18 protein-coding genes are annotated in these 20,968 nt (G+C 69.2%); 10 read left to right on the top strand and 8 right to left on the bottom strand.

What is annotated here, in order from left to right; translation table 11 throughout:
• Nucleotides 1–105: 105 nt before the first annotated feature.
• A complete protein-coding gene (gene sodC / locus BBJ41_RS16625) occupies nt 106–642 on the bottom strand; it encodes a superoxide dismutase [Cu-Zn] (protein ID WP_069747314.1) in 537 nt (178 codons plus the stop codon).
• A 133-nt stretch (nt 643–775) separates the two neighbouring features.
• Entirely contained in the window at nt 776–1,867 is a 1,092-nt protein-coding gene (apbC, locus tag BBJ41_RS16620; protein ID WP_069747313.1) for an iron-sulfur cluster carrier protein ApbC, read from the bottom strand.
• A gap of 349 nt (nt 1,868–2,216) precedes the next feature.
• Between apbC and BBJ41_RS16615 the strand changes: the two genes are divergently transcribed.
• Nucleotides 2,217–2,861: a YiaD family glycine zipper/OmpA-like lipoprotein gene (locus BBJ41_RS16615; RefSeq protein WP_069747312.1), complete on the top strand. Its 645-nt coding sequence runs from the start codon at nt 2,217–2,219 to the stop codon at nt 2,859–2,861.
• Between the two features lie 375 nt (nt 2,862–3,236).
• The gene (metG, locus tag BBJ41_RS16610) at nt 3,237–5,390 is read left to right on the top strand and encodes a methionine--tRNA ligase (protein ID WP_069747311.1); all 2,154 of its coding nucleotides are present in this window, start codon (nt 3,237–3,239) and stop codon (nt 5,388–5,390) included.
• A 58-nt stretch (nt 5,391–5,448) separates the two neighbouring features.
• Here metG and BBJ41_RS16605 read toward each other — a convergent pair whose 3' ends face one another.
• Together BBJ41_RS16605 and BBJ41_RS16600 are read right to left on the bottom strand one after the other, a co-directional pair.
• Complete coding sequence (locus BBJ41_RS16605; RefSeq protein WP_069747310.1) at nt 5,449–9,516, bottom strand: translocation/assembly module TamB domain-containing protein; 4,068 nt, start codon at nt 9,514–9,516, stop codon at nt 5,449–5,451.
• A 28-nt stretch (nt 9,517–9,544) separates the two neighbouring features.
• Nucleotides 9,545–11,359, bottom strand: a complete 1,815-nt coding sequence (locus tag BBJ41_RS16600; protein ID WP_069747309.1) for an autotransporter assembly complex protein TamA — start codon at nt 11,357–11,359, stop codon at nt 9,545–9,547.
• A gap of 247 nt (nt 11,360–11,606) precedes the next feature.
• Between BBJ41_RS16600 and BBJ41_RS16595 the strand changes: the two genes are divergently transcribed.
• The 4 genes from BBJ41_RS16595 to panD all read left to right on the top strand — a co-directional run bounded on the left by BBJ41_RS16595 (nt 11,607) and on the right by panD (nt 14,196).
• Nucleotides 11,607–11,795 carry a DUF3460 family protein gene (locus BBJ41_RS16595; RefSeq protein ID WP_069747308.1) on the top strand — a complete coding sequence of 63 codons (189 nt, stop codon included), beginning with the start codon at nt 11,607–11,609 and terminating at the stop codon, nt 11,793–11,795.
• A gap of 4 nt (nt 11,796–11,799) precedes the next feature.
• Entirely contained in the window at nt 11,800–12,672 is an 873-nt protein-coding gene (locus tag BBJ41_RS16590) for a segregation and condensation protein A (RefSeq protein ID WP_069747307.1), read from the top strand.
• A 253-nt stretch (nt 12,673–12,925) separates the two neighbouring features.
• Nucleotides 12,926–13,765: a pantoate--beta-alanine ligase gene (gene panC / locus BBJ41_RS16585; RefSeq protein WP_069747306.1), complete on the top strand. Its 840-nt coding sequence runs from the start codon at nt 12,926–12,928 to the stop codon at nt 13,763–13,765.
• A 44-nt stretch (nt 13,766–13,809) separates the two neighbouring features.
• Nucleotides 13,810–14,196: an aspartate 1-decarboxylase gene (panD, locus tag BBJ41_RS16580; protein WP_069747305.1), complete on the top strand. Its 387-nt coding sequence runs from the start codon at nt 13,810–13,812 to the stop codon at nt 14,194–14,196.
• Nucleotides 14,197–14,330: 134 nt separating this feature from the next.
• Here the strand turns inward: panD and BBJ41_RS16575 are convergent, their stop codons facing one another.
• The 4 genes from BBJ41_RS16575 to BBJ41_RS16565 form a co-directional block, all read right to left on the bottom strand.
• A complete protein-coding gene (locus tag BBJ41_RS16575; RefSeq protein WP_069747304.1) occupies nt 14,331–14,990 on the bottom strand; it encodes a ParA family protein in 660 nt (219 codons plus the stop codon).
• Between the two features lie 136 nt (nt 14,991–15,126).
• Nucleotides 15,127–15,540: a DoxX family protein gene (locus tag BBJ41_RS16570; RefSeq protein ID WP_069747303.1), complete on the bottom strand. Its 414-nt coding sequence runs from the start codon at nt 15,538–15,540 to the stop codon at nt 15,127–15,129.
• A gap of 149 nt (nt 15,541–15,689) precedes the next feature.
• Nucleotides 15,690–15,827: a hypothetical protein gene (locus tag BBJ41_RS41180; protein WP_163012863.1), complete on the bottom strand. Its 138-nt coding sequence runs from the start codon at nt 15,825–15,827 to the stop codon at nt 15,690–15,692.
• 94 nt (nt 15,828–15,921) lie between these two features.
• Entirely contained in the window at nt 15,922–17,424 is a 1,503-nt protein-coding gene (locus BBJ41_RS16565) for a cobyric acid synthase (protein WP_069747302.1), read from the bottom strand.
• 74 nt (nt 17,425–17,498) lie between these two features.
• Between BBJ41_RS16565 and cobU the strand changes: the two genes are divergently transcribed.
• From cobU to BBJ41_RS16545, 4 genes are read left to right on the top strand one after another with little or no spacing between them, the layout of a single operon-like run.
• The gene (cobU, locus tag BBJ41_RS16560) at nt 17,499–18,059 is read left to right on the top strand and encodes a bifunctional adenosylcobinamide kinase/adenosylcobinamide-phosphate guanylyltransferase (protein WP_069747301.1); all 561 of its coding nucleotides are present in this window, start codon (nt 17,499–17,501) and stop codon (nt 18,057–18,059) included.
• The gene (gene cbiB / locus BBJ41_RS16555) at nt 18,053–18,997 is read left to right on the top strand and encodes an adenosylcobinamide-phosphate synthase CbiB (RefSeq protein WP_069747300.1); all 945 of its coding nucleotides are present in this window, start codon (nt 18,053–18,055) and stop codon (nt 18,995–18,997) included. The genes cobU and cbiB overlap by 7 nt, the downstream gene beginning before the upstream one ends.
• The gene (gene cobD / locus BBJ41_RS16550) at nt 18,990–20,009 is read left to right on the top strand and encodes a threonine-phosphate decarboxylase CobD (RefSeq protein ID WP_069747299.1); all 1,020 of its coding nucleotides are present in this window, start codon (nt 18,990–18,992) and stop codon (nt 20,007–20,009) included. The genes cbiB and cobD overlap by 8 nt, the downstream gene beginning before the upstream one ends.
• Nucleotides 20,006–20,923 (top strand): cobalamin-binding protein, encoded by a 918-nt coding sequence (locus tag BBJ41_RS16545; RefSeq protein WP_069747298.1) that lies wholly within the window; start codon nt 20,006–20,008, stop codon nt 20,921–20,923. Before cobD ends, BBJ41_RS16545 begins: the two co-directional genes overlap by 4 nt.
• Nucleotides 20,924–20,968: the final 45 nt, after the last annotated feature.

Below are 20,968 nucleotides of genomic sequence, written 5' to 3'. Positions count from 1 at the left end.
CGCCAGGAAACGCTGCGTGACGGGAAACGAAGGCCGCCGGTTCAGGGCGGCGGCCGGGAAAGGCGCACATTTTACGCGATCATCGGCCCGCGCATGCGGCAGCCGTCACCGGATCACGCCGCAGGCCAGCGCAGCCCCCGCGCCATGCTGCGGAAACGCCGGGTCGCTCGGTTCGCGATGCACCAGCGCCGCGCGGTTCATCGCCGAGCGCACGCCATCGAGGGCCAGATCGGGAGCGACGATGAAGCCGGTCGCGACGCCGTTCGCATCCGCATGGATGTTGCCGAGATCGCCGGCCACCCGCGCGCCCGCGCGCAGGCGGTCGGCGGCCGGCGCGAACACCGGGCCGGCGCTCGAGCCGTCGCCCGCGTTGCAGTCGCCGCGCTCGTGCACCTGCAGCGCGTGATCGCTGTTCGGCGGCAGGCCGACCAGGTTGTAGGTGACCTGGACGCCGTCCGGGCGCTCGACGAACGTCACCGCGCCGCGCGCCTGCGCACCGACCGTCGGCTGCAGTTGCGCATCGGCCCGTTTTTCGTGCGACGAGGAAAAGGAGGTACAGCCGGCCAGCAGGCCCAGCGCGGCGGCGGCCAGCAGCGCGCGCCGCGCGCGGCCGGCGCGCACGCCGTGATGTCGTTGTTTCATTCGATCCTCATGCCGGCTGGCGGCCGTTTGACACGACGGCCGCGCCGGGCGGGTAAAGGGACCCGGGAAAAGTCGCCATGATACCGCGCCTCGCGGCGCCGTAAACAGCGTGAGGCCCCGCCCCGCAAGGGTTTTACGTATTTTGAACAACGATCGACGGGAACTTCGACGTCATGTCGCGCGAACGCTCGGCAATCGCCAGCGCCACTCCGCGCGCGATATCGCGGTAACGACGCGCCAGCGCGCCGTCCGGATCGGCCGCGACCGTCGGGGTGCCGCTGTCGGCCCGCTCGCGGATCGCGATGTCGAGCGGCAGGCTGCCGAGCACGTTCACGTCGTAGTCCTTCGCCATCCGCTCGGCCCCGCCGGCGCCGAAGATGTGCTCTTCGTGGCCGCAGTTCGAGCACACGTGGATGCTCATGTTCTCGACGATGCCGAGAATCGGAATCCCGACCTTCTCGAACATCTTCAAGCCCTTCTTCGCATCGAGCAGCGCGATGTCCTGCGGCGTCGTGACGATCACCGCGCCCGTCACCGGCACGCGCTGCGCGAGCGTGAGCTGAATGTCGCCCGTGCCGGGCGGCATGTCGACGATCAGGTAGTCGAGCTCGCGCCAGTTGGTCTGGCGCAGCAGTTGCTCGAGCGCGGAGGTCGCCATCGGGCCGCGCCACACCATCGGGTTGTCTTCCTCGATCAGGAAGCCGATCGAGTTCGCCTGCAGCCCGTGGCCGACGAGCGGGTTCATCGACTGGTTGTCGGGCGACTCGGGGCGCTGGCCGTGGATGCCGAGCATCGTCGGCAGCGACGGGCCGTAGATGTCGGCGTCGAGGATGCCGACCGATGCGCCTTCCGCGGCGAGCGCGAGCGCGAGGTTCACGGCCGTCGTGCTCTTGCCGACACCGCCCTTGCCCGACGCGACCGCAACGATGTTCTTCACGTTCGGCAGCAGCTTCACGCCGCGCTGCACCGTGTGCGCGACGATCTCCTGCGACACGGCGACGCGCGCCTCGCGCACGCCCGGCACGGCCTGGAGCGCCGCCGCGACGCGCGCGCGCACGTCGTCGTGCTGGCTGCGCGCGGGATAACCGAGCACCACGTCGAGCGTCACGACGTCGCCGTCGATCGCGACGTTGCGCACGCCCTTGTTGGCCGCGTACGGACGGTCGGTATTGGGGTCGACGACTGCCGCCAGTGCGGCGTCGACGTGTGCCCGGTCAATGCTCATCGAAACTCCGTGAAAACGTTTTTTTCGCGCGCAAACGTCAAAAAATATCAAATTACGCTGCGAAAATCGGGAAAAGTGAAAGAATCTGTTGCATGCCATTGCGCGAACGCGCGACCCGGCGCAATCTTCGCGTGCGGCACGCTATGGGGCCAAATCGGCCACTAACCGCCTATATTGTAGAGGCTGACGCGTCGCACTGTCCGAACAGCCACGCTGACGGACTGGGCATGCGGCCGCCTCGGCGGCTGCCGCGAGCGCCAGGCACGCCCTCCTTTTTCGGGCGGCCTGTGCGGGGAGCCGTAACTGTTGTTGTCGTTGTCGACTCGTTCAACCAAGAGAGGAATCCAAGATGAACATGAAAATCGCGACTCGCCTGTCCGTCTTCGCCCTGGCCGGTGCAGTGCTGGCAGGCTGCGCATCGCCGCAAGGCACGAACACGGCCGTCGGCACGGGCACGGGTGCAGCACTCGGCGCGGGCATCGGCGCGCTGGCGGGCGGCGGCAAGGGTGCGGCGATCGGCGCAGGTGTCGGCGCCCTGGTCGGCGGCGTGACGGGTTACAACTGGCAGGCGATCAAGAACAAGCTCGCGCCGTCGGCCGCGAAGACGGGTACGCAAGTGACCGAGCAGCCGGACGGCTCGCTGAAGCTGAACGTGCCGAGCGCGGTGACGTTCGCGACGAACCAGTACGCGATCACGCCGGCCTTCACGCCGCTGCTGAACGACCTGGCGACGACGCTGAACCAGAACCCGCAAGTGACGGCATCGATCGTCGGCTACACGGACAGCACGGGCTCGGCGCAGCTGAACCAGACGCTGTCGCAGAACCGCGCGCAAAGCGTCGTGAACGCGCTCGCGCAGCGCGGCGTGAACGGCGGCCGCCTGTCGGCGCAAGGCATGGGCGCGTCGAACCCGATCGCGGACAACGCGACCGAAGCCGGCCGCGCGCAGAACCGCCGCGTCGAAATCTACCTGCGCGCAGCGCAGGCGCAGTAAGCGCACGACGAGGGGAATGCGCGGGTGCGCTGCCCGCGCAGCCCCGCCGGGCAAGGCTTTCGGCGGGGCCGGTAACAAATCGAAAAAAATTTCGAACTTCCGTCGCAGGCCGTGGTCAGTATTTACGGTACGCGGCTGGTGTTGCCGGCGCGTCACCATTCTCCTCTTGTCGTTGTTGCTCCGGGGCCGTATCCGCCCCGGTTTTTTTTGCCCGCAGCATTCGCATTTCGCCGCAGTCTGTCGCCATCGTGCACGCCGCCTGCGCGGCCCCGCTCCTTCCGCGCCCGGTCCACGGCGCCTGCCCGCGTCGCTGACGCGCACCCCTGCTAGAATCGCAGTTTCCCGTAGTTTCTCCGCTGTTCTTCACCAGACCCTATGTCCGCATCCGACCTCACTTCCGTGCAGGCTGCGGCGCCGCAAGGCGACCGCCAGATCCTCGTTACGTCCGCACTGCCCTATGCCAACGGGCAGATCCACATCGGCCACCTGGTCGAGTACATCCAGACCGACATCTGGGTGCGGACGCAGCGAATGCACGGCAACGAGGTCTACTACATCGGCGCCGACGACACGCACGGCACGCCGGTCATGCTGCGGGCGGAGAAAGAAGGCCTGAGCCCGAAGCAGCTGATCGACCGCGTCTGGACCGAGCACAAGCGCGACTTCGACAGCTTCGGCGTGTCGTTCGACAACTTCTACTCGACCGACTCGGAAGAAAACCGCGTGCTCAGCGAGAAGATCTACCTCGCGCTGAAGGAAAACGGCCTGATCGCCGAGCGCGAGATCGAGCAGGCGTACGACCCCGTCAAGGAAATGTTCCTGCCGGACCGCTTCATCAAGGGCGAGTGCCCGAAGTGCCACGCGAAGGACCAGTACGGCGACAACTGCGAGGTGTGCGGTTCGACCTACCTGCCGACCGAGCTGCTGAACCCGTATTCGGTCGTGTCGGGCGCGACGCCGGTACGCAAGACGTCGAAGCACTACTTCTTCCGCCTGTCCGACCCGCGCTGCGAGACGTTCCTGCGCGAATGGGTGAGCGGCCTCGCGCAGCCCGAAGCGACCAACAAGATGCGCGAATGGCTCGGCGACGCCGGCGAAGCCAAGCTCGCCGACTGGGACATCTCGCGCGACGCGCCGTACTTCGGCTTCGAGATTCCGGGCGCGCCCGGCAAGTACTTCTACGTGTGGCTCGACGCGCCGGTCGGCTACTACGCGAGCTTCAAGAACCTGTGCGATCGCAACGGCATCGACTTCGATGCATGGATCCGCCCGGGCTCGAAGGCCGAGCAGTACCACTTCATCGGCAAGGACATCCTTTACTTCCACACGCTGTTCTGGCCCGCGATGCTCGAGTTCTCGGGCCACCGCACGCCGACCAACGTGTTCGCGCACGGCTTCCTGACGGTCGACGGCGCGAAGATGTCGAAGTCGCGCGGCACGTTCATCACCGCGCAGAGCTACATCGACACGGGCCTGAACCCCGAATGGCTGCGCTACTACTTCGCCGCGAAGCTGAACGCGACGATGGAAGACATCGACTTGAACCTCGACGATTTCCAGGCGCGCGTGAACAGCGACCTCGTCGGCAAGTACGTGAACATCGCGAGCCGCGCAGCCGGCTTCCTGCTCAAGCGCTTCGAAGGCCGCGTGCAGGACAGCGCGATGAACCACCCGCTCGTCGCGACGCTGCGCGATGCGATCCCGCAGATCGCCGCGCACTACGAAGCGCGCGAATACAGCCGCGCGCTGCGCCAGACGATGGAACTCGCCGATGAAGTGAACGCGTACGTCGACGGTGCAAAGCCGTGGGAGCTCGCGAAGGACCCGGCCAACGCGGCCGCGCTGCACGAAACCTGCAGCGTGAGCCTCGAGGCGTTCCGCCTGCTGTCGCTCGCGCTGAAGCCGGTGATGCCGCGTGTCGCCGAATCCGTCGAGGCATTCTTCGGGATCGCGCCGCTCGCATGGGCCGATGCCGCGAAGCCGCTGTCGTCGGAGCAGCCGATCAAGGCTTACCAGCACCTGATGACGCGCGTCGACGTCAAGCAGATCGACGCGCTGCTCGCCGCGAACCGCGATTCGCTGCAGGCCGAGGCAACCGGCGCGGCCGCTGCAGGCGCGAACGCCGCGAAGGATGCGAAAAACGCGAAAGCGAACGCGAAACCGGCCGCCGTGAACGGCGCCGACGACGCGCCCATCTCGATCGACGATTTCGCGAAGATCGACCTGCGCATCGCGAAGATCGTCGCATGCCAGGCCGTCGAAGGCTCGGACAAGCTGCTGCAGCTCACGCTCGACGTCGGCGAGGAAAAGACCCGCAACGTGTTCTCGGGCATCAAGTCCGCGTACCAGCCCGAGCAGCTCGTCGGCAAGCTGACGGTGATGGTCGCGAACCTCGCGCCGCGCAAGATGAAGTTCGGCCTGTCCGAAGGGATGGTGCTCGCCGCGTCGGCCACCGACGAGAAGGCCGAGCCGGGCCTCTACATCCTCGAGCCGCACAGCGGCGCGAAGCCCGGCATGCGCGTGAAGTAACGCGAGCGCACCGCCGCTGTCGCAAAAAAGCCCCGCACGATCCGTGCGGGGCTTTTTTTCATGGCTGCTCGGCGTGCCGCGCCCGCCCGCCGTCGCTGCCGAACCAGCGATCGAAGCGCCGCGTGTAATTCAGGTCGACGCCCTGGAACGTGCCGCCATACGCGGACACCGACCAGAAGCGCGTCAGGTTGATCGTCGCCTTGAACGCGTTGGCCGCCGATTGCAGCCCCTGCTCGAAGCCGAGCACGAAACGCTCGTTGATCGCCTTCGACACCAGCACGACCTGCGGATCGGTCAGGCCGACCTCGCTGCGGCCGACCGAGACCTCGTCGAGACCGAAAGTCTGCGCGACGCGCTTGCCGGTCACGCTGCCGAGCAGCCCGAGCGCCGCCGTCATCGCACCCTGCTGGCCGACGTTGTTGCCCTGGTCGGTGCCGTGCCCGAACAGCAGCCACGACAGCTTTTCGTTGTCCGTGACGTTCGGCTCCGACACGAGCTTGACCGTCAGCGACTGGATCGTGCCCGTCACCTGCACGCCGGCCTCGACCTCCTGGTTGCGCCGCATCGCGAGGATGTTGACGCCCGGGTTCGACACCGGGCCGTTGAACGTGAAGAAGCCGTTCTCGATCGCGAGCTTGCGGCCGAACGACGTATACGTCGAGCCTTCGGTCACGCGCACGTTGCCGACCGCGCGCAGCGGCACGCCCGGCGCGCTCATCACGGTGATCGTGCCGCGCAGCCCCAGATCCGCGCCGTGGCCCTTGAAGCGGAAGTTGTTGCCGAGGCCGATGTCGATGTTCGCGCGCGGCGCAAGCGACGGCGCCGGCTTGTCCTCGACCGGCTTCGGCTTCGCGACCGCCGTGCCGGTCGGCGTCTCGCCGCGCACCGTGCCGTCCGGCTGCACGATCACGACGTCGTCGGACAGGTGCGGCGCCGATTGCTCGGGCAGGTCGAACAGCGCGCGGTCGACGACGAACTTGCCGTCGATCGACAGCGCACCGCGCGGCCCGTCGTTCGCGACGGTTGCCTTGCCCGACAGCGACAGCTTGCGGTCCGGCGCCGCGAACAGTTCGAGCTTGTCCGCGACGATGCTCGCGGTCAGGTCGGGCGCCTCGCCATCCAGGCGCACGCGGCCGAGCGCGCGCAGCGTGCCGTCGCCGCCGTGAAACTCGACCTGCTGGAATTCGACGAGGTTGTCGGACAGCTTCACGCGCACGATGCCGTCCTTCAGCTGCACGCCCTGGTCGATGAGCGTCGCGGACAGATCGTCGCCCGTCAGCATCCCCGACAGGTTCGGCTTCGCCGGCGTGCCCGCGACCGTCAGCTTCAGCGCCGCGCGCCCGCCGAGCAGGTAGCTCGGCCCGAACAGGTTGCCGGTCGTCTTCAGCGCGGGGATGTCGGCGTCGATGCGGCCCGACAGCGGGCCGTCGTCGACGACGCCGAACATCCCGTCGCGCAGCGCGAACGGCACCGTGACGTTCGCATCGAGCGTGCCGATCCGGTTCGCCTTCGCGAGCGCCGTCACGTTGAGCCGGTTGCCGGGCGCGAAGCTTGCACGCGCGGACAGGTCGGTCAGCCCGAGCGACGCGATGCCGCGCCCGCTCTCGATCGTCACGTCGCCGCCGCGGCGCTTCACCTGCACATGGCCCGTCGCGTTGGCGCCGAGCGAGAAATCCCAGTCGGCGTCGAGCACGACGTCGGTGCGTACCGGCGGCCGCTGGCCCGTCAGCTCCTGGCGCACCTCGAGGAAACGGGCGACCGACGCGCCGCTCACGGAGCCCGCCGAACGCATCTGGCCATGATCGAACACGAACGATTTCAGGTCGATCGCCGCGCCTTCGAGCGTGAGCCGCGTCGCGCCGAGCGTCACGCGGCCGGCGCCGGCCGACACGGTCAGCGGCGACTGCAGCGCGACGGCCGGCGTGCCGCGGTTCGCGAGCCGCGTGACGGTGCCGTCCCAACGCATCCCGTCGCGGTTCTCGACCACGCCGCCGTTCGCCGCGAGCGTCACGTCGATCACGCGGCCGCCGGCCATTCCAAGCGCCGACGCATCGAGCGTGTGCTTCGCGCGCGTGCCGTCGAGGTTCGCGCGCAGCGATTTCAGCTTCAGCGAGCCGAGCGCGATGTCGCTTGCGTCGGCGGTAAATACGAGTGCGCCGTGCGCGCCGTCGCGGATGTCCGCACGGCCCTGCGCGGCGCCGATCCGGTTCGATCCGACCACGACGCGCTCGGCCTTGTAGGTGGCCGTCACGTTCGGGTGCGCGAAGCTGCCCGTCAGGTCGCCCTGCGCCTGCACGAGCCCTTCCACGCCGAAGCCGAGGCGGTCGAGCTGCGGCGCGTCGACGACGAAGCGCAGCCGGTCGCCGGGCGCACCGAAGCTGCCGCGCAGGTCGACGTGGTTGCCTGCGATCGACAGGTTCGCGTTGCTCGGCAGGATTCGCGAGCCCGCCAGTTGCACGACGCCGGCGCCGGTCAGCGGCACGCCGTCGTACAGGCTGTCGCCGAGCTTGAAGGTCGCCTTCGTCGACACCTGCGGTGCAAACGCGCCCGACGCCGTCAGCGTGCCCGACACGCGCGTCTCGCCGCGTTTGGCCGGCGCCGCTGCCTTCGCCGCCTTGCCGCTGCCCGCTTTCGGCGCGCTCATCGCGGCGAGCAGCAGCGGATCGAATGCCGTCAGCGTCGCCTTCGCGTCATAGCTCGAATGCGCGTCGTGGCGGAACACGCCCGTCAGGTCGATACGGCCCTTGCCTGCGCTCACGCGCGCGTCGGTCAACACGGTCTGCTGCGGCGTCAGCGCAACCTTCGCGCGCGCGCCAAGCGCGAGCTTCGGGTCGTTCAGGTTGAAATCGACGGTCGTCACGCCGCTCGCGAGCGTCACGCCGAGCGGGCCGCCGAGGCGCATCGGCCGCAGCTCGGCGACGAACGCGTTCAGGTCGAGGTTCGCGGCCTTCAGGTCGAAGCGGCCCTTGCCGCCCGCCAGCGTGCCGCCGCCCGTCACGCTGCCGTCGCGGATCAGTTTCAGCGCGAGATCGTCGATCCGCTGCGCGTGCGCGTCGAGATGCACGGTCGCATGCGCGTCGATCACCGGCAGCAGATGATCGCCGAGCGTGCCGGGCTTCGCGTTGACGATCGACACCGGCCCCGTCACCGCGAAACCCTTCGCGGGCGCGGAGCCGGCCGGCGCGGTCACGGGCGCGAGTTGCGCGCGCACGGCGAGATCGGCGGCCGGCGCGCCGGGTGCGAGCGCCTGCGGGTTCACGTGATCGAATGCGAGCGACGCGCGCGTGAGCGGCACGTCGCCGAACGGCGCGGCCTCGACGTGCGCGCGCCCGTTCAGCTTCATCCCGCTCGCGTCGACGTCGGCGACCAGCGCCTCGAGCGAGCCCGACACGCGGGCCCGCGCATCGACCGGCTCGTCGGACAGCTTGCCCGCGTAGGTCGCCTCGCCCGTCAGCGCAAACGGCTTCACGCCGTCGAGCTTCGCGCGCGCGGTCAACGCGCCGTACGGCGTGTCGATGCCGTCGAGCACGAGCTCATGGTGACGGCCGTCGCTGCGGCCGTTCAGCGCGATGTGGTCGAGCTGCGTCGTCGAACCGCCGTCGTGAATGGCCAGGTGATCGACACGCAGGTCGTCGATCCGCAACTGCAGCGGCAGGCTCAGGTCCTGCGGCGTCGCGCTCGGCGTCGACGGCCCCGGTGCGATCCGCACGTCGATCGTGCCCGCGCGCAGATACGCGATGGACAGCCGCCACGGTGCGCGGGTCAGTGCCCAGCGGCCGGCGATCCGGTCGATGCGCACTTCCGTGCCCGCGCCGCCGGGGCTCGTCCACGCGAAATCGCGCAGCCGCACGCCGGTCGCGAGCGAGCCGCCCTCGAGCGTGCCGGCGAGCTGCCCGCCGAGCACACGCACGGCCGCCTGCCACGCGAGCCGCGTGCCGCGCTCGGTCGTCGCCGCGGCAAATACCAGCCCCACCGCCAGCACGACGAGCAGCACGACCGTCGCAAGCGTCCACGCGACGACGCGCACCGCGCGCCCGCGGCGCGGCGCGCGCGGCGGCGCGTCGGGCGCGCCGTCGGGCGAGTCCGGATCGTGAGGCGGCGGCGTGTCGTTCGGGTCCTTCGTCATGCGGTTGGTCGTGGATGAAGCAATACGTTCAGAATGCGATGCCGAGCGTCAGGTACGGGCGCACGCTATGGTTGCGCAACCCGTACGCGACGTCGACGTTGATCGGGCCGACCGGGCTGCGCCAGCGCGCGCCGATGCCGACGCCCGGGTAGAACACCCGCTCGCCCCACGCATCGGTCGCGGTGCCGATGTCGAAGAACGTCGCGGCGCCCCAGTCTCGGTTGAACCAGTGCTGGTATTCGGCGGTGCCGGTCATCAGGTACTTGGTCGGCAGCACGGAGCCGTCGACGCTGTTGCCGATGCTCTGGTAGCCATAACCGCGTACCGAGTTCGACCCGCCCGCGCGGAACAGCAGCGACGCGGGCACGCCCGTCGAGCTGCCGCTCGTGAACACGCCGCCGAGCTCCGCGCGGAACACGAACAGGTCGCGCTTGCCGATCGGCAGGTATTGCTGGCCGCGCGCGTAGCCGCGGACGAAGCTCTGGTCGGTCAGCACGCCCTTGACCGCAAAGCCCGCCTCCGCGTGAATCAGGTTGCCCGAGCGCGGGAACAGCGGATCGTCGACGTTGCGGCGCGTCCATGCCCATTGCGGCACGAGCGCGCGGCTGGTGGTCGGCCCCGCGCCGTTCTGGTCGAGCCGGTCCTGATAGAACATCAGCGAATACGAATAGTCGATGAACTGTCCGGTGCGCGTGCGCTGCACGCCGACCCGTGCGCTGTAGATGCGCGTGTCCGACACGTTGGTGTTCGTGTACGACGCGAGCACGCTGTTGGTCCACCCTTTCTCGCCCGGCGGCATCGACAGCTGCACCTGCCCGTACTGCTGGATCTGGTCGAGCCGGCCCGATACGGTCAGCGGCCACGCGGCGCCGAACGTATCGAGATACGTATAGGAGCCCTGCACGTGCGGGCCCGTGTCGGTTGCAAAGCCGACGCCGCCGCGGATGTTGTTGTACGGGAACTCGCTGACCTTCACGTGCACGGGCGTGTGCTCGGGTTTCGTCGTATCGTCGCCGACGTCGATCGCGACGCTCGCGTAGTACGGCGTGTTCTGCAACTGGCGCTGCAATTCGGTGATGCGCTGCACGTCGTAGATCTCGCCTTCCGACAGCGGATTGACGTTCGTGACGATCTTCTCCGGATAGCGGCGCACGCCGTCGACGTCGACCTTGCCGATCGTGAACGTAGGGCCGCTTTCGAACGTGACCGCGAGCGTCGCGCGCTGCGTGCGCGGGTCGATGCGTGCCTCGGACGACGCGATCTTCGCGCCGAGATAACGGCGCGACTGCAACTGCCTGAGCGCCGCGCCCTTCGCGTCGTCCCAGTCGGACTGCGTGAACGGGTCGCCCGGTTTCATCGAGAACGCGAAACGGGTGGCCGCCTCCTGTTTCGGATCCTCGGTGTCGATGGGCCCCTTGAACGTCAGGTCGACCGTCGACACGACGGTCTGCGGCCCCGGATCGACGGCGATGCGCACGTCGCGCTTGCCGTCGCGCGTGCGCACGTCGGTGCGCACGACCGGCGAGAAATAGCCGGCCGTCGCGGTCAGGTCGCGCACCTGTTGCGGCGTGGCGGTAACCAGGAAGTCGAACTGGTCGTCGCTGATGTCATCGCGCTTCGCGAAACGCGCAATATCGAGATGCGATTTGAGGAGCTTGCGGATCGAGCGCGGCGCGTCGATGTCGACGTCGTACTTCGCGTGGGCCGGCAACGCGAAAAACGCGGCAAGGCAACCAACGACGGCCGCCCGCGCGGCGCGAGCCGCGGTACCGGCGCGATGACATTGCGCGCGCGGGCCCGCGTCATGCGCCGTATGTGCTTGCTGGTTCGACTGCCCCGCCAAATATGACCTCGCCGTCCTGGATTGTTACGGTTTCGTGGAAAACCCTGTATTTGACCACAGGGTGCCGGCGTCAAAGCCAAACGATTGTGAAAGAGTGGCAAGCCCGGCACGACCGCCGCGCAATGCGCGCCGACGCTGTCCCGCGGATTCGACGCGCGATTGGCGCCGGCTGTTCCCCGCGATGCGGTAAAATCCCGCCATCGCGAATCCGGCGCATCGTGCGCCGCCCGAAACGGAAAATCCAGCCATGCCGTACCAGTCCGACGTCACGCAGTTCCTGAACCAGCTCAAGCAGCAGAAGCCGACGCTCGAGGCAGAGCAGCGCCAGGGCCGTTCCCTGCTGTGGGACAAGCAGCCGATCGACCTCGACGAGCGCGACGAGCAGCAGGAATCGCGCGTGAAGCAAACGTCGTACGTCTACTACCAGAACTTCTGACGACGTGAGCGCCGCCGACGAGGCCAGCGCCGCCCGGCAGGACGACGCGATCGCCGCGCCCGCGGGCGCCGATTCGACGCCCGACACGGTCGACGGTGTCGCGGCGTTCGCTCGCCTGTACGGCGAGCCGCTCTTCAAGCTGCCGCAGGATCTCTACATCCCGCCCGATGCGCTCGAGATCTTCCTCGAGACGTTCGAAGGCCCGCTCGACCTGCTGCTGTACCTGATCCGCAAGCAGAACTTCAACGTGCTCGACATCCCGATGGCGCAGGTCACCGCGCAATATCTGGGCTATGTCGACCAGATCCGCACGTCGAACCTCGAGCTCGCGGCCGAGTATCTGCTGATGGCCGCGATGCTGATCGAGATCAAGTCGCGGATGCTGCTGCCGGTCAAGAAGGCCGACACCGGCGAGGAAGCCGAGGATCCGCGCGCCGAACTCGTGCGCCGCCTGCTCGAATACGAGCAGATGAAGCTCGCGGCACAGCGTATCGACCGGTTGCCGCAGCTCGGCCGCGACTTCCTGCGCGCCGATGTCTACATCGAGCAGAGCATCACGCCGCGCTTCCCCGACGTGAACTCCGACGACCTGCGCGCCGCGTGGGCCGACGTGCTCAAGCGCGCGAAGCTCGTCCAGCATCACAAGATCTCCCGCGAGGAGCTGTCGGTGCGCGAACACATGAGCCTGATCCTGCGCCGGCTGCAGAACGCGCGCTTCATGGAGTTCGCCGACCTGTTCGACACGTCGCGCGGCGTGCCGGTCGTGGTCGTGAATTTCATCGCGATGCTCGAGCTCGCTCGCGAATCGCTCGTCGAGATCACGCAGGCCGAGCCGTTCGCGCCGATCTACGTGCGCCTCGCGTACCTGCCCGCGTAAGCAGGCCCCCTCCCGCTCTCCCGATTCGTCCCGATGCCCGCCGCTTCGCCCTGACGGGCGGCCGTACGGCCGGTTCCGGCACACCCCGCTAAAAAGTGAACGATCGTTCTCTTTTCGATGCGTTTGGCGGCCAAATCCTCTACAATCCGCCGACGCCCGATGCGCCGCCCGCGCGCCGGCGTTCTCCGCTTCGACCCCGACGCCGCTGCTGCGGCGCCAACGCGCGCATGCGCGAGGAACCCGCTACCCGATCATGAAAGTCATCAGCTCGATCCATGAACTGCGCGACCAGTTGCGCGGACAGAACCGCACGGCGTTCGTGCCGACGATGGGCAACCTGCACGAAGGGCACCTGTCGCTGATGCGCCTCGCGCGCCAGCACGGCGACCCGGTCGTGGCGAGCATCTTCGTCAATCGGCTGCAATTCGGCCCGAACGAGGATTTCGACAAGTATCCGCGCACGCTGCAGGACGATATCGAGAAGCTGCAGAGGGAAAACGTCTACGTGCTGTTCGCGCCGACCGAGCGCGACATGTACCCGGAGCCGCAGGAATACCGCGTGCTGCCGCCGGACGATCTCGGCGGGATCCTCGAGGGTGAATTCCGGCCCGGCTTCTTCACCGGCGTGTGCACGGTCGTCGCGAAGCTGATGGCCTGCGTGCAGCCGCGCGTCGCCGTGTTCGGCAAGAAGGACTACCAGCAGCTGATGATCGTGCGCCGCATGTGCCAGCAGCTCGCGCTGCCGGTCGACATCATCGCCGCCGAAACCGTGCGCGACGAGGACGGCCTCGCGCTGTCGTCGCGCAACCGCTACCTGTCGACCGACGAGCGTCAGGAGGCGCCCGAACTCGCGAGAACGCTGCAGCGCATGCGCGAAAGCGTGCTCGGCGGCGAGCGCGACCTCGCCAAGGTCGAACAACAGGCACGCACGCACCTCGCCGATCGCGGCTGGGCGCCCGACTACCTGTCGATCCGCCGCCGCGCGAACCTGATTGCGCCGAGCGCCGCCGAACTCGAAGCCGGCGAGCCGCTCGTCGTGCTCGCGGCCGCGAAGCTCGGCGCGACGCGCCTCATCGACAACCTGGAAATCTGACGGGCCGCCCGCCCGCGCCTCTCACGACGCATCACGGAGACACCATGCAGCGCCACATGCTCAAATCGAAGATCCACCGCGTAGCCGTCACGCACTGCGAGCTGCACTACGAAGGCTCGTGCGCGATCGACGAAGACCTGCTCGAAGCCTCGAACATCGTCGAAAACGAACGGATCGACATCTGGAACATCAACAACGGCGAGCGTTTCTCGACGTACGCGATCAAGGGCGAGCGCGGCAGCGGGATGATCTCGCTGAACGGCTCGGCCGCGCGCCGTGCGCAGCTCGGCGACCTCGTGATCATCGCGGCGTTCGCGATGGTCGACGAAGCCGAACTGCAGGCCGGCTGGAAGCCGAAGCTCGTATTCATCGACGACGGCAACAAGATCAAGGGCCACCGCGATCACGTGCCGACGCAGAACTGGACGTAACCTGAGCGGCCTGCCGCGCGCGCTGGCGCGCGGGCCGGCTGCGCCGCCTGCGGCTGAAGGGCCGGTCCCGTGCGACACGGGATCCGGCCCTTTCTCATTTCATCGCGCGCCGGCCTCGTGCCGGCGCGTCCGGATCAGGACGCCTTGGCGACCTTCTCCGCCTTCGGCGCACCGCGTTCTGCCCATTCGACGATCGGCCGCCACTGTTCGAGATCCTTGTCGACGCGGCTCTTCGCGACGTCCCACAGCGTGAGGCCGTGCGCGGCGATCTGCACGTAGTTCTGCGTGTCGCGCACGTAGCCGAGCACCGGCAGGCCGAGCCCTTCGACGAACCGGTGCAGCTGGTCGGACGAGCGCGTGCGCGCATCGACCCGCATCCCGACGATGCCGACCTCGACGCTGCCCTTGCGCACGGCCTTTTCGCCGGCGAGGCGCTCCAGAAACTGCTGGGTCGCGAGAATATCGAACATCGACGGCTGCAGCGGCACGATCACCTTGTCGGCGAGTTGCAGCGCGACGTTGAGCCGGTTGCCGTGCAGGCCGGCCGGCGTATCGATCACCGCGTATTCGAGGCCGCGCGGCGGCTTCGTCGGCGCGTCCGGATCGAGATCCCACGCCTCGATCGCCGGCAAGCCGGCCGGCCGCAGGTCGAGCCACGCATGCGCGGACTGCTGCCGGTCCAGGTCGGCGAGCGCGACCCATGCGCCCTGCGCCGCGAAATAGCCGGCAAGATTGGTGGACAACGTGCTCTTCCCCACGCCGCCCTTCGGATTCGCCACCACGATCACCGTCATGAATTCCCCCGAAAAAGCCACGCGGCGCCGGCCGCATGGCTGGCGCCGCTCGATTGCGGATACAGGGAGCGATGATATCGGCAAACAGGGTGTCACCGAAACGGGTTGCGCCGGCCGGCGCGCCGTTTACCCGCCCTCATGCACGCTGAACCGCGGCCTCCCGCGCGCCGATCGCGAACGCGCCGCCGCCCAGCAGCGCCTGCACGGCAAGGGTGACGGCCCAGAACGCCGGGTATTCCCAGCCACCGTTCGGCGACGCGAAGCTCCAGCCGTTCGGCAGATGCGCGGCGGTCGCGCCGAGCATGAACGGCAGCAGCACGAGCGCGGCGACGCGCACGCGGAACCCCGCGAGCAGCGCCAGGCCGCCCGCCAGTTCGACGAACGCCGTCAGGTACGCGAGCCAGCCCGGCAGGCCGATCGATGCGAAGAACTGCGCGGTGCCGGGCAGCGTGAAGACGAACACCTTCTGTGCGACGTGGGCGAGATACAACACACCGAGCGCGACGCGCAGCAGCGTCGCGGCGAAATCGTTCAGGCGATTGGAGTTCATGGCGGATTCCTTCGTGAGTGGATGAGAATGGATCGCACTCTATTCGAATCAATTTCGCCGATAAACACGCAAATTCGCTTTAACTGATTCCCAAAAGGAATGAATAAGGGCAAAAAAAGGGCATGACCGATCATGCCCTGATGCGAATCTCAGTAACCGCTCTTGCCTTGTGACGAGTCGGCACCGGACGGGCTGCCGCCGGCGCCATACGAATCGCACGCGTGCGCATAGGCCGATACGCCCAGCAGCGCTGCCAGCAGCACGCTCCACCACCATCGAACCTTCATCGCCGCACTCCTCCGGACGGACTGCCGCCCTTCTGTGTTGTACGCGATCCGGCGGAAAATGCGAGGCCTGTTGCATCCGGTCCCGGCCGGCGCGTCAGCGGAATTCCGCGTACAGCGCGTCGAGATCGAGGTGTTCGGCGAACGTGTCGGCCAGCCGCTCGAGCGATGCCTCGCGCAGCGCCGGATAGTCGATGCGTTCCGCGCCGTCCAGCCCGGCCCACGCGAGCAGCGCCGCGCATGCGTCGGGCGAGTCGAACAGCCCGTGCACGTAGGTCGCGAGGATCTGGCCGTCGGCGGACACCGCGCCGTCCGGGCGCGCGGCGCCCTGCGCGGCGTCGCCCGCCAGCGCCAGCGCGGGCGCCGAAAGCGCGGGCCCGCGCGTGTCGCCCATGTGAATCTCGTAGCCGCGCACGACGGCCCCGCCCGGCAGCGCAAGATGCCCGGCGACGTTCTTCAGCGTCTTGTCCGGCTGCAGCGTCGTGTCGAAATCGAGCAGCGCGAGGCCCGGCACGCTGCCGGGCGCGCCTTCGAGGCCGAGCGGATCGTCGAGCGTGCGGCCGAGCATCTGCATCCCGCCGCAGATGCCGATCACCTTGCCGCCGTAGCGCAGATGGCGACGGATCACCGCATCCCAGCCCGCGTCGCGCAGCCAGTCGAGGTCGCGCTGCACGCTCTTCGATCCGGGCAGGATCAGCAGGTCGGCGTCCGGCACGGGGCCGCTCTTCCAGTACGTGAACTCGACCTGCGGATGCGCGCGCAGCGGATCGAAATCGGTGTGGTTGCTGATGCGCGGCAGCGCGGGCACGACGACGCGCAGCACGCCGGCGTCGCCGCGTGCCGCGGCGCTGCGCGCCTGCGCGGGCAGCATGTCCTCGGCGTCGAGCATCAGCCCGTGCAGGTACGGCAGCACGCCGAACACCGGCTTGCCCGTCTGCGCGCGCAGCCAGTCGAGCCCCGGTTCGAGCAGCTTGAAGTCGCCGCGAAAGCGGTTGATCACGAAGCCGCGCACGCGCGCGCGCTCGCTGTCCGACAGGCACGCGAGCGTGCCGACCAGGTGCGCGAACACGCCGCCGCGATCGATGTCGGCGACGAGCACGACCGGGCAGTCGACGCGCTCGGCAAACCCCATGTTCGCGATGTCACCTTCGCGCAGGTTGATCTCGGCCGGGCTGCCCGCGCCTTCGACGATCACGGTGTCGTAACCGGCGCGCAGGCGCGCGTACGATTCGAGCACCGCGTCGAACGCGACCGGCTTGTAGTCGTGATACGCCCGCGCGTTGAGGTTCATGCGCGCCTTGCCGTGAATGATCACCTGCGCGCCGCGATCGCTCGTCGGCTTCAGCAGCACGGGGTTGAAATCGGTATGCGGCGCGACGCCCGCGGCCAGCGCCTGCAGCGCCTGCGCGCGGCCGATCTCGCCGCCGTCGGCCGTCACCGCGCTGTTGAGCGCCATGTTCTGCGGCTTGAACGGCGCCACGCGCGCGCCGGCGCGGCGCGCGAGGCGGCACAGGCCCGCGACGAGCGTGCTCTTGCCCGCGTCGGACGTCGTGCCCTGGATCATCAGCGTGCCGCGCGGCCGCGGCTCGGGTGCATTCATCGTGTCAAAGTCGTGGCGAAGCAAAGCCCGCATTATCGCCCGCGCCGGTACGCCCGCGCCGTTACAATCACGCGATGATTCCGCACGACCTCACCTTCGTCCTCGGCGGCGCGCGCTCGGGCAAGAGCGCGCATGCCGAGCGGCTCGCCGCCGACAGCGGCCGCCCCGTCACCTACATCGCGACCGCCGCCGCGACCGCCGACGATGCCGAATTCGCGCAGCGTATCGCGCATCATCGCGCGCGCCGGCCGGCCGACTGGGGGTTCGCCGACGCAAGCGTCGATCTCGCCGGCACGCTCGCGCGGCTCGACGATCCGCACGCATGCCTGCTCGTCGATTGCCTCACGCTGTGGCTCACGACCCTGCTGTGCCCGGCCGAAGGCGACCCGCTCGACGATGCGCAATACGCGGCGCAGGTCGAACGACTCGAACACGCGCTGCGCGGCGCGCGCGCGAAGGTGATCGTCGTCAGCAACGAGATCGGCCTCGGCGTCGTGCCGCTCGGGTCGGTCACGCGCCGCTACGTCGACGAGCTCGGGCGCCTGAACCAGCGCATCGCCGCGCTCGCGACGCGCGTGACGCTGGTCGTCGCCGGGTTGCCGCTCGACATCAAGGCAGGAGCGCCGTCATGCTGATGCTGTCGCTGCCCGTCGTCGCGATGCTCGCGGTCGCGGCCGCGATCGTCGACCGCGTGATCGGCGAACCCGCCGGCTGGCATCCGCTCGTCGCGTTCGGCCGGCTCGCCGCACGCATCGAAGGCGCATTGAACACGGGCCGGCGGGGCCGCGTGATCGGCGTCGCCGCGTGGGCCGCGGCGGTCGTGCCGCCGGTGGCCGTCGCGGCCTGGCTCGCGGCCGTGCTGCCGTGGCCGCTCGCGGCCGCGCTGCACGTCGCGCTGCTGTGGTTCGCGCTCGGCGCGAAAAGCCTCGCCGACCATATCGTGCCGATCGCTGCGGCGCTGCTGCGGCATGACCTCGACGCCGCCCGCACGCTGACCGCGCGCATCGTGTCGCGCGACACCAGCGACGCCGACGAAGGCGCGTTGTCGCGCGCGGCCGTCGAATCGGCGCTGGAAAACGGCAACGACGCGATCTTCGGCGCGCTCTTCTGGTTCGTCGTCGCGGGCGGCCCCGGCGCACTGCTGTTCCGCCTCGCGAACACGCTCGACGCGATGTGGGGCTACCGCACGCCGCGCTTCCTCACGTTCGGCTGGGCCGCCGCGCGCATCGACGACGCGCTGAACTGGATTCCCGCGCGCCTCACCGCCGCGAGCTACGCGCTGCTCGGCGACACGGCCGCCGCGTGGCGCTGCTGGCGCACGCAGGCGCGCCACTGGGACAGCCCGAACGCGGGCCCCGTGATGGCCGCGGGCGCCGGCAGCCTGAACGTGCAGCTCGGCGGCCCGGCCGTCTATCACGGCGAGATCGAGGATCGCCCGGCGCTCGGCACCGGTGCAACGGCGAGCGCCGTCCACGTCGTCGCCGCGCTGTCGCTCGTCACGCGCACGCTTGCCCTGTGGCTCGCGCTGCTGGTCGCGAGCGGCGCACTCGCCATGGCCACCCATCATGTCTGACACACCCATTACGCACGGCGGCAACCTGCACGAAGCCGCACGCCGCCACGGCATTCCGTACGACGCGTGGCTCGACCTGTCGACCGGCATCAATCCGGTCGGTTATCCGGTGCCGCCCGTCCCGGCCGACGCGTGGCGCCGGCTGCCCGACGACGGCGACAGCCTCGCGGCCTGCGCCGCGCTGTACTACGACGCGCCCGATCCCGCGCACGTGCTGCCGGTCGCCGGCAGCCAGGCCGCGATCCGCGCATTGCCCGCGTTGCTGCCGCCGGGCGACGCCGGTGTCGCGGCGCTCGCCTACGGCGAGTACGCGCCTGCATTCGCGCGTCAGGGTCATGGTGTCGTTTCGCTCGACATCGGCTCGGACACGCTGCCCGCAACGCTGCGCCACGTCATCGTCGGGAATCCGAACAACCCGACCGCCGAATGCGTGCCGGCCGAGCGCCTGCTCGGCTGGCATGCGCAACTGGCCGCACGCGGCGGCACGCTGATCGTCGACGAGGCGTTCGCCGATACGGGCGCGACGCAGTCACTCGCACAGCACGTCGGCCACGCCGGGCTCGTCGTGTTGCGCTCCGTCGGCAAGTTCTTCGGTCTCGCCGGCATCCGCGCGGGCTTCGTGCTCGCGTGCCCCGAACGGATCGTCGCGCTGCGCGACATGCTGGGCGCGTGGACGGTCAGCGGTCCCGCGCGCCACGCGGTCGCCGCGGCGTTCGCCGATCGCGCATGGCAGGCAGCCGCACGCGAACGGCTCACCGCCGACGGCGCGCGACTGGCCGCGCTGCTGCGCGCGCACGGCTTTACGGTTCACGCGACGCCGCTCTTCAGCTGGACCGACGACCCGCGCGCCGCGGCGCTGCATGCGGCGCTCGCGGCACGCGGAATCTGGACGCGGCACTTCGCGACGAAGTCGAGCGTGCGCGTCGGGCTGCCGGGCAGCGAAGCCGAATGGCAGCGCCTCGGCGATGCGCTCGCGCAGTGCGTGCCGACGCTTCAACAGGCACCCGCATGATCCCGCGCCTGTTCCGCCGGCTGGCGCCGGCCGCGACGCTGGCCGCACTCGCTCACGCGCCGCTCGTCCACGCCGACGTCACGACGCGCGACGATGCCGGCAATACGGTGACGCTGCCCGCACCCGCGCAGCGCGTGATCAGCCTCGCGCCGCACGCGACCGAGCTGGTCTACGCGGCCGGCGGCGGCGCGAAGCTCGTCGGCACCGTCACGTACAGCGACTATCCGCCGGCCGCGCAAGCGGTGCCGCGCGTGGGCGACAACAAGGCGCTCGACCTCGAACGGATCGCCGCGCTGAAGCCCGACCTGATCGTCGTCTGGCGGCACGGCAACGCCGAGCGGCAAACCGACGCGCTGCGCGCGCTGCACATTCCACTGTTCTTCAGTGAACCGAAGCATCTCGACGATGTGTCGTCGTCGCTGCGCCGGCTCGGCACGCTGCTCGGCACGCAGCCGACCGCCGATGCGGCCGCGGCTTCTTTCACGCGCGACATCGCGGCGCTGCGCACACGCTATGCCACGCGCGCACCGGTCACGATGTTCTTCCAGGTCTGGGACCGTCCGCTCACGACGCTCAACGGCACGCATTTGATCAACGACGTGATCGCGCTGTGCGGCGGACGCAACGTGTTCGCGTCGCTCAAGCCGCTCGCGCCGAGCGTCACCGACGAAGCCGTGCTCGCGGCGAATCCGGAAGCGATCGTGACGACGAGCGCCGGCGCGACGCGTTCGGACGAACCGCTGCCGAGCCTCGCGCGCTGGCGGGCGTGGCCGGCGTTGACGGCCGTGGCGCGCAACAACCTGTTCGCGATCGACGGCGATCTGCTGACGCGGCCGTCGCCGCGGATCGCGCAGGGCGCAGCCGCGCTGTGCGAGGATCTGGATGCCGCGCGGGCGCGGCGGCCGGCGCGCTGATTGCCGGCGGCTCGCGCGTTATGCCTGAAGGTGCGTTGCCCGAGT

This window comes from Burkholderia stabilis (assembly GCF_001742165.1).
In the GTDB taxonomy this organism is placed as follows: Bacteria; Pseudomonadota; Gammaproteobacteria; order Burkholderiales; family Burkholderiaceae; genus Burkholderia; species Burkholderia stabilis.
This window is presented reverse-complemented; position numbering and strand designations above follow the sequence as displayed.

Bases quoted from the DNA above. Each gene is read 5' to 3' on its own strand.
- sodC (WP_069747314.1), bottom strand. From the start codon at position 642: ATGAAACAACGACATCACGGCGTGCGCGCCGGCCGCGCGCGGCGCGCG.
- apbC (WP_069747313.1), bottom strand. From the start codon at position 1,867: ATGAGCATTGACCGGGCACACGTCGACGCCGCACTGGCGGCAGTCGTC.
- BBJ41_RS16615 (WP_069747312.1), top strand. From the start codon at position 2,217: ATGAACATGAAAATCGCGACTCGCCTGTCCGTCTTCGCCCTGGCCGGT.
- metG (WP_069747311.1), top strand. From the start codon at position 3,237: ATGTCCGCATCCGACCTCACTTCCGTGCAGGCTGCGGCGCCGCAAGGC.
- BBJ41_RS16605 (WP_069747310.1), bottom strand. From the start codon at position 9,516: ATGACGAAGGACCCGAACGACACGCCGCCGCCTCACGATCCGGACTCG.
- BBJ41_RS16595 (WP_069747308.1), top strand. From the start codon at position 11,607: ATGCCGTACCAGTCCGACGTCACGCAGTTCCTGAACCAGCTCAAGCAG.
- panC (WP_069747306.1), top strand. From the start codon at position 12,926: ATGAAAGTCATCAGCTCGATCCATGAACTGCGCGACCAGTTGCGCGGA.
- panD (WP_069747305.1), top strand. From the start codon at position 13,810: ATGCAGCGCCACATGCTCAAATCGAAGATCCACCGCGTAGCCGTCACG.
- BBJ41_RS16575 (WP_069747304.1), bottom strand. From the start codon at position 14,990: ATGACGGTGATCGTGGTGGCGAATCCGAAGGGCGGCGTGGGGAAGAGC.
- BBJ41_RS16570 (WP_069747303.1), bottom strand. From the start codon at position 15,540: ATGAACTCCAATCGCCTGAACGATTTCGCCGCGACGCTGCTGCGCGTC.
- BBJ41_RS41180 (WP_163012863.1), bottom strand. From the start codon at position 15,827: ATGAAGGTTCGATGGTGGTGGAGCGTGCTGCTGGCAGCGCTGCTGGGC.
- BBJ41_RS16565 (WP_069747302.1), bottom strand. From the start codon at position 17,424: ATGAATGCACCCGAGCCGCGGCCGCGCGGCACGCTGATGATCCAGGGC.
- cobU (WP_069747301.1), top strand. From the start codon at position 17,499: ATGATTCCGCACGACCTCACCTTCGTCCTCGGCGGCGCGCGCTCGGGC.
- cbiB (WP_069747300.1), top strand. From the start codon at position 18,053: ATGCTGATGCTGTCGCTGCCCGTCGTCGCGATGCTCGCGGTCGCGGCC.
- cobD (WP_069747299.1), top strand. From the start codon at position 18,990: ATGTCTGACACACCCATTACGCACGGCGGCAACCTGCACGAAGCCGCA.
- BBJ41_RS16545 (WP_069747298.1), top strand. From the start codon at position 20,006: ATGATCCCGCGCCTGTTCCGCCGGCTGGCGCCGGCCGCGACGCTGGCC.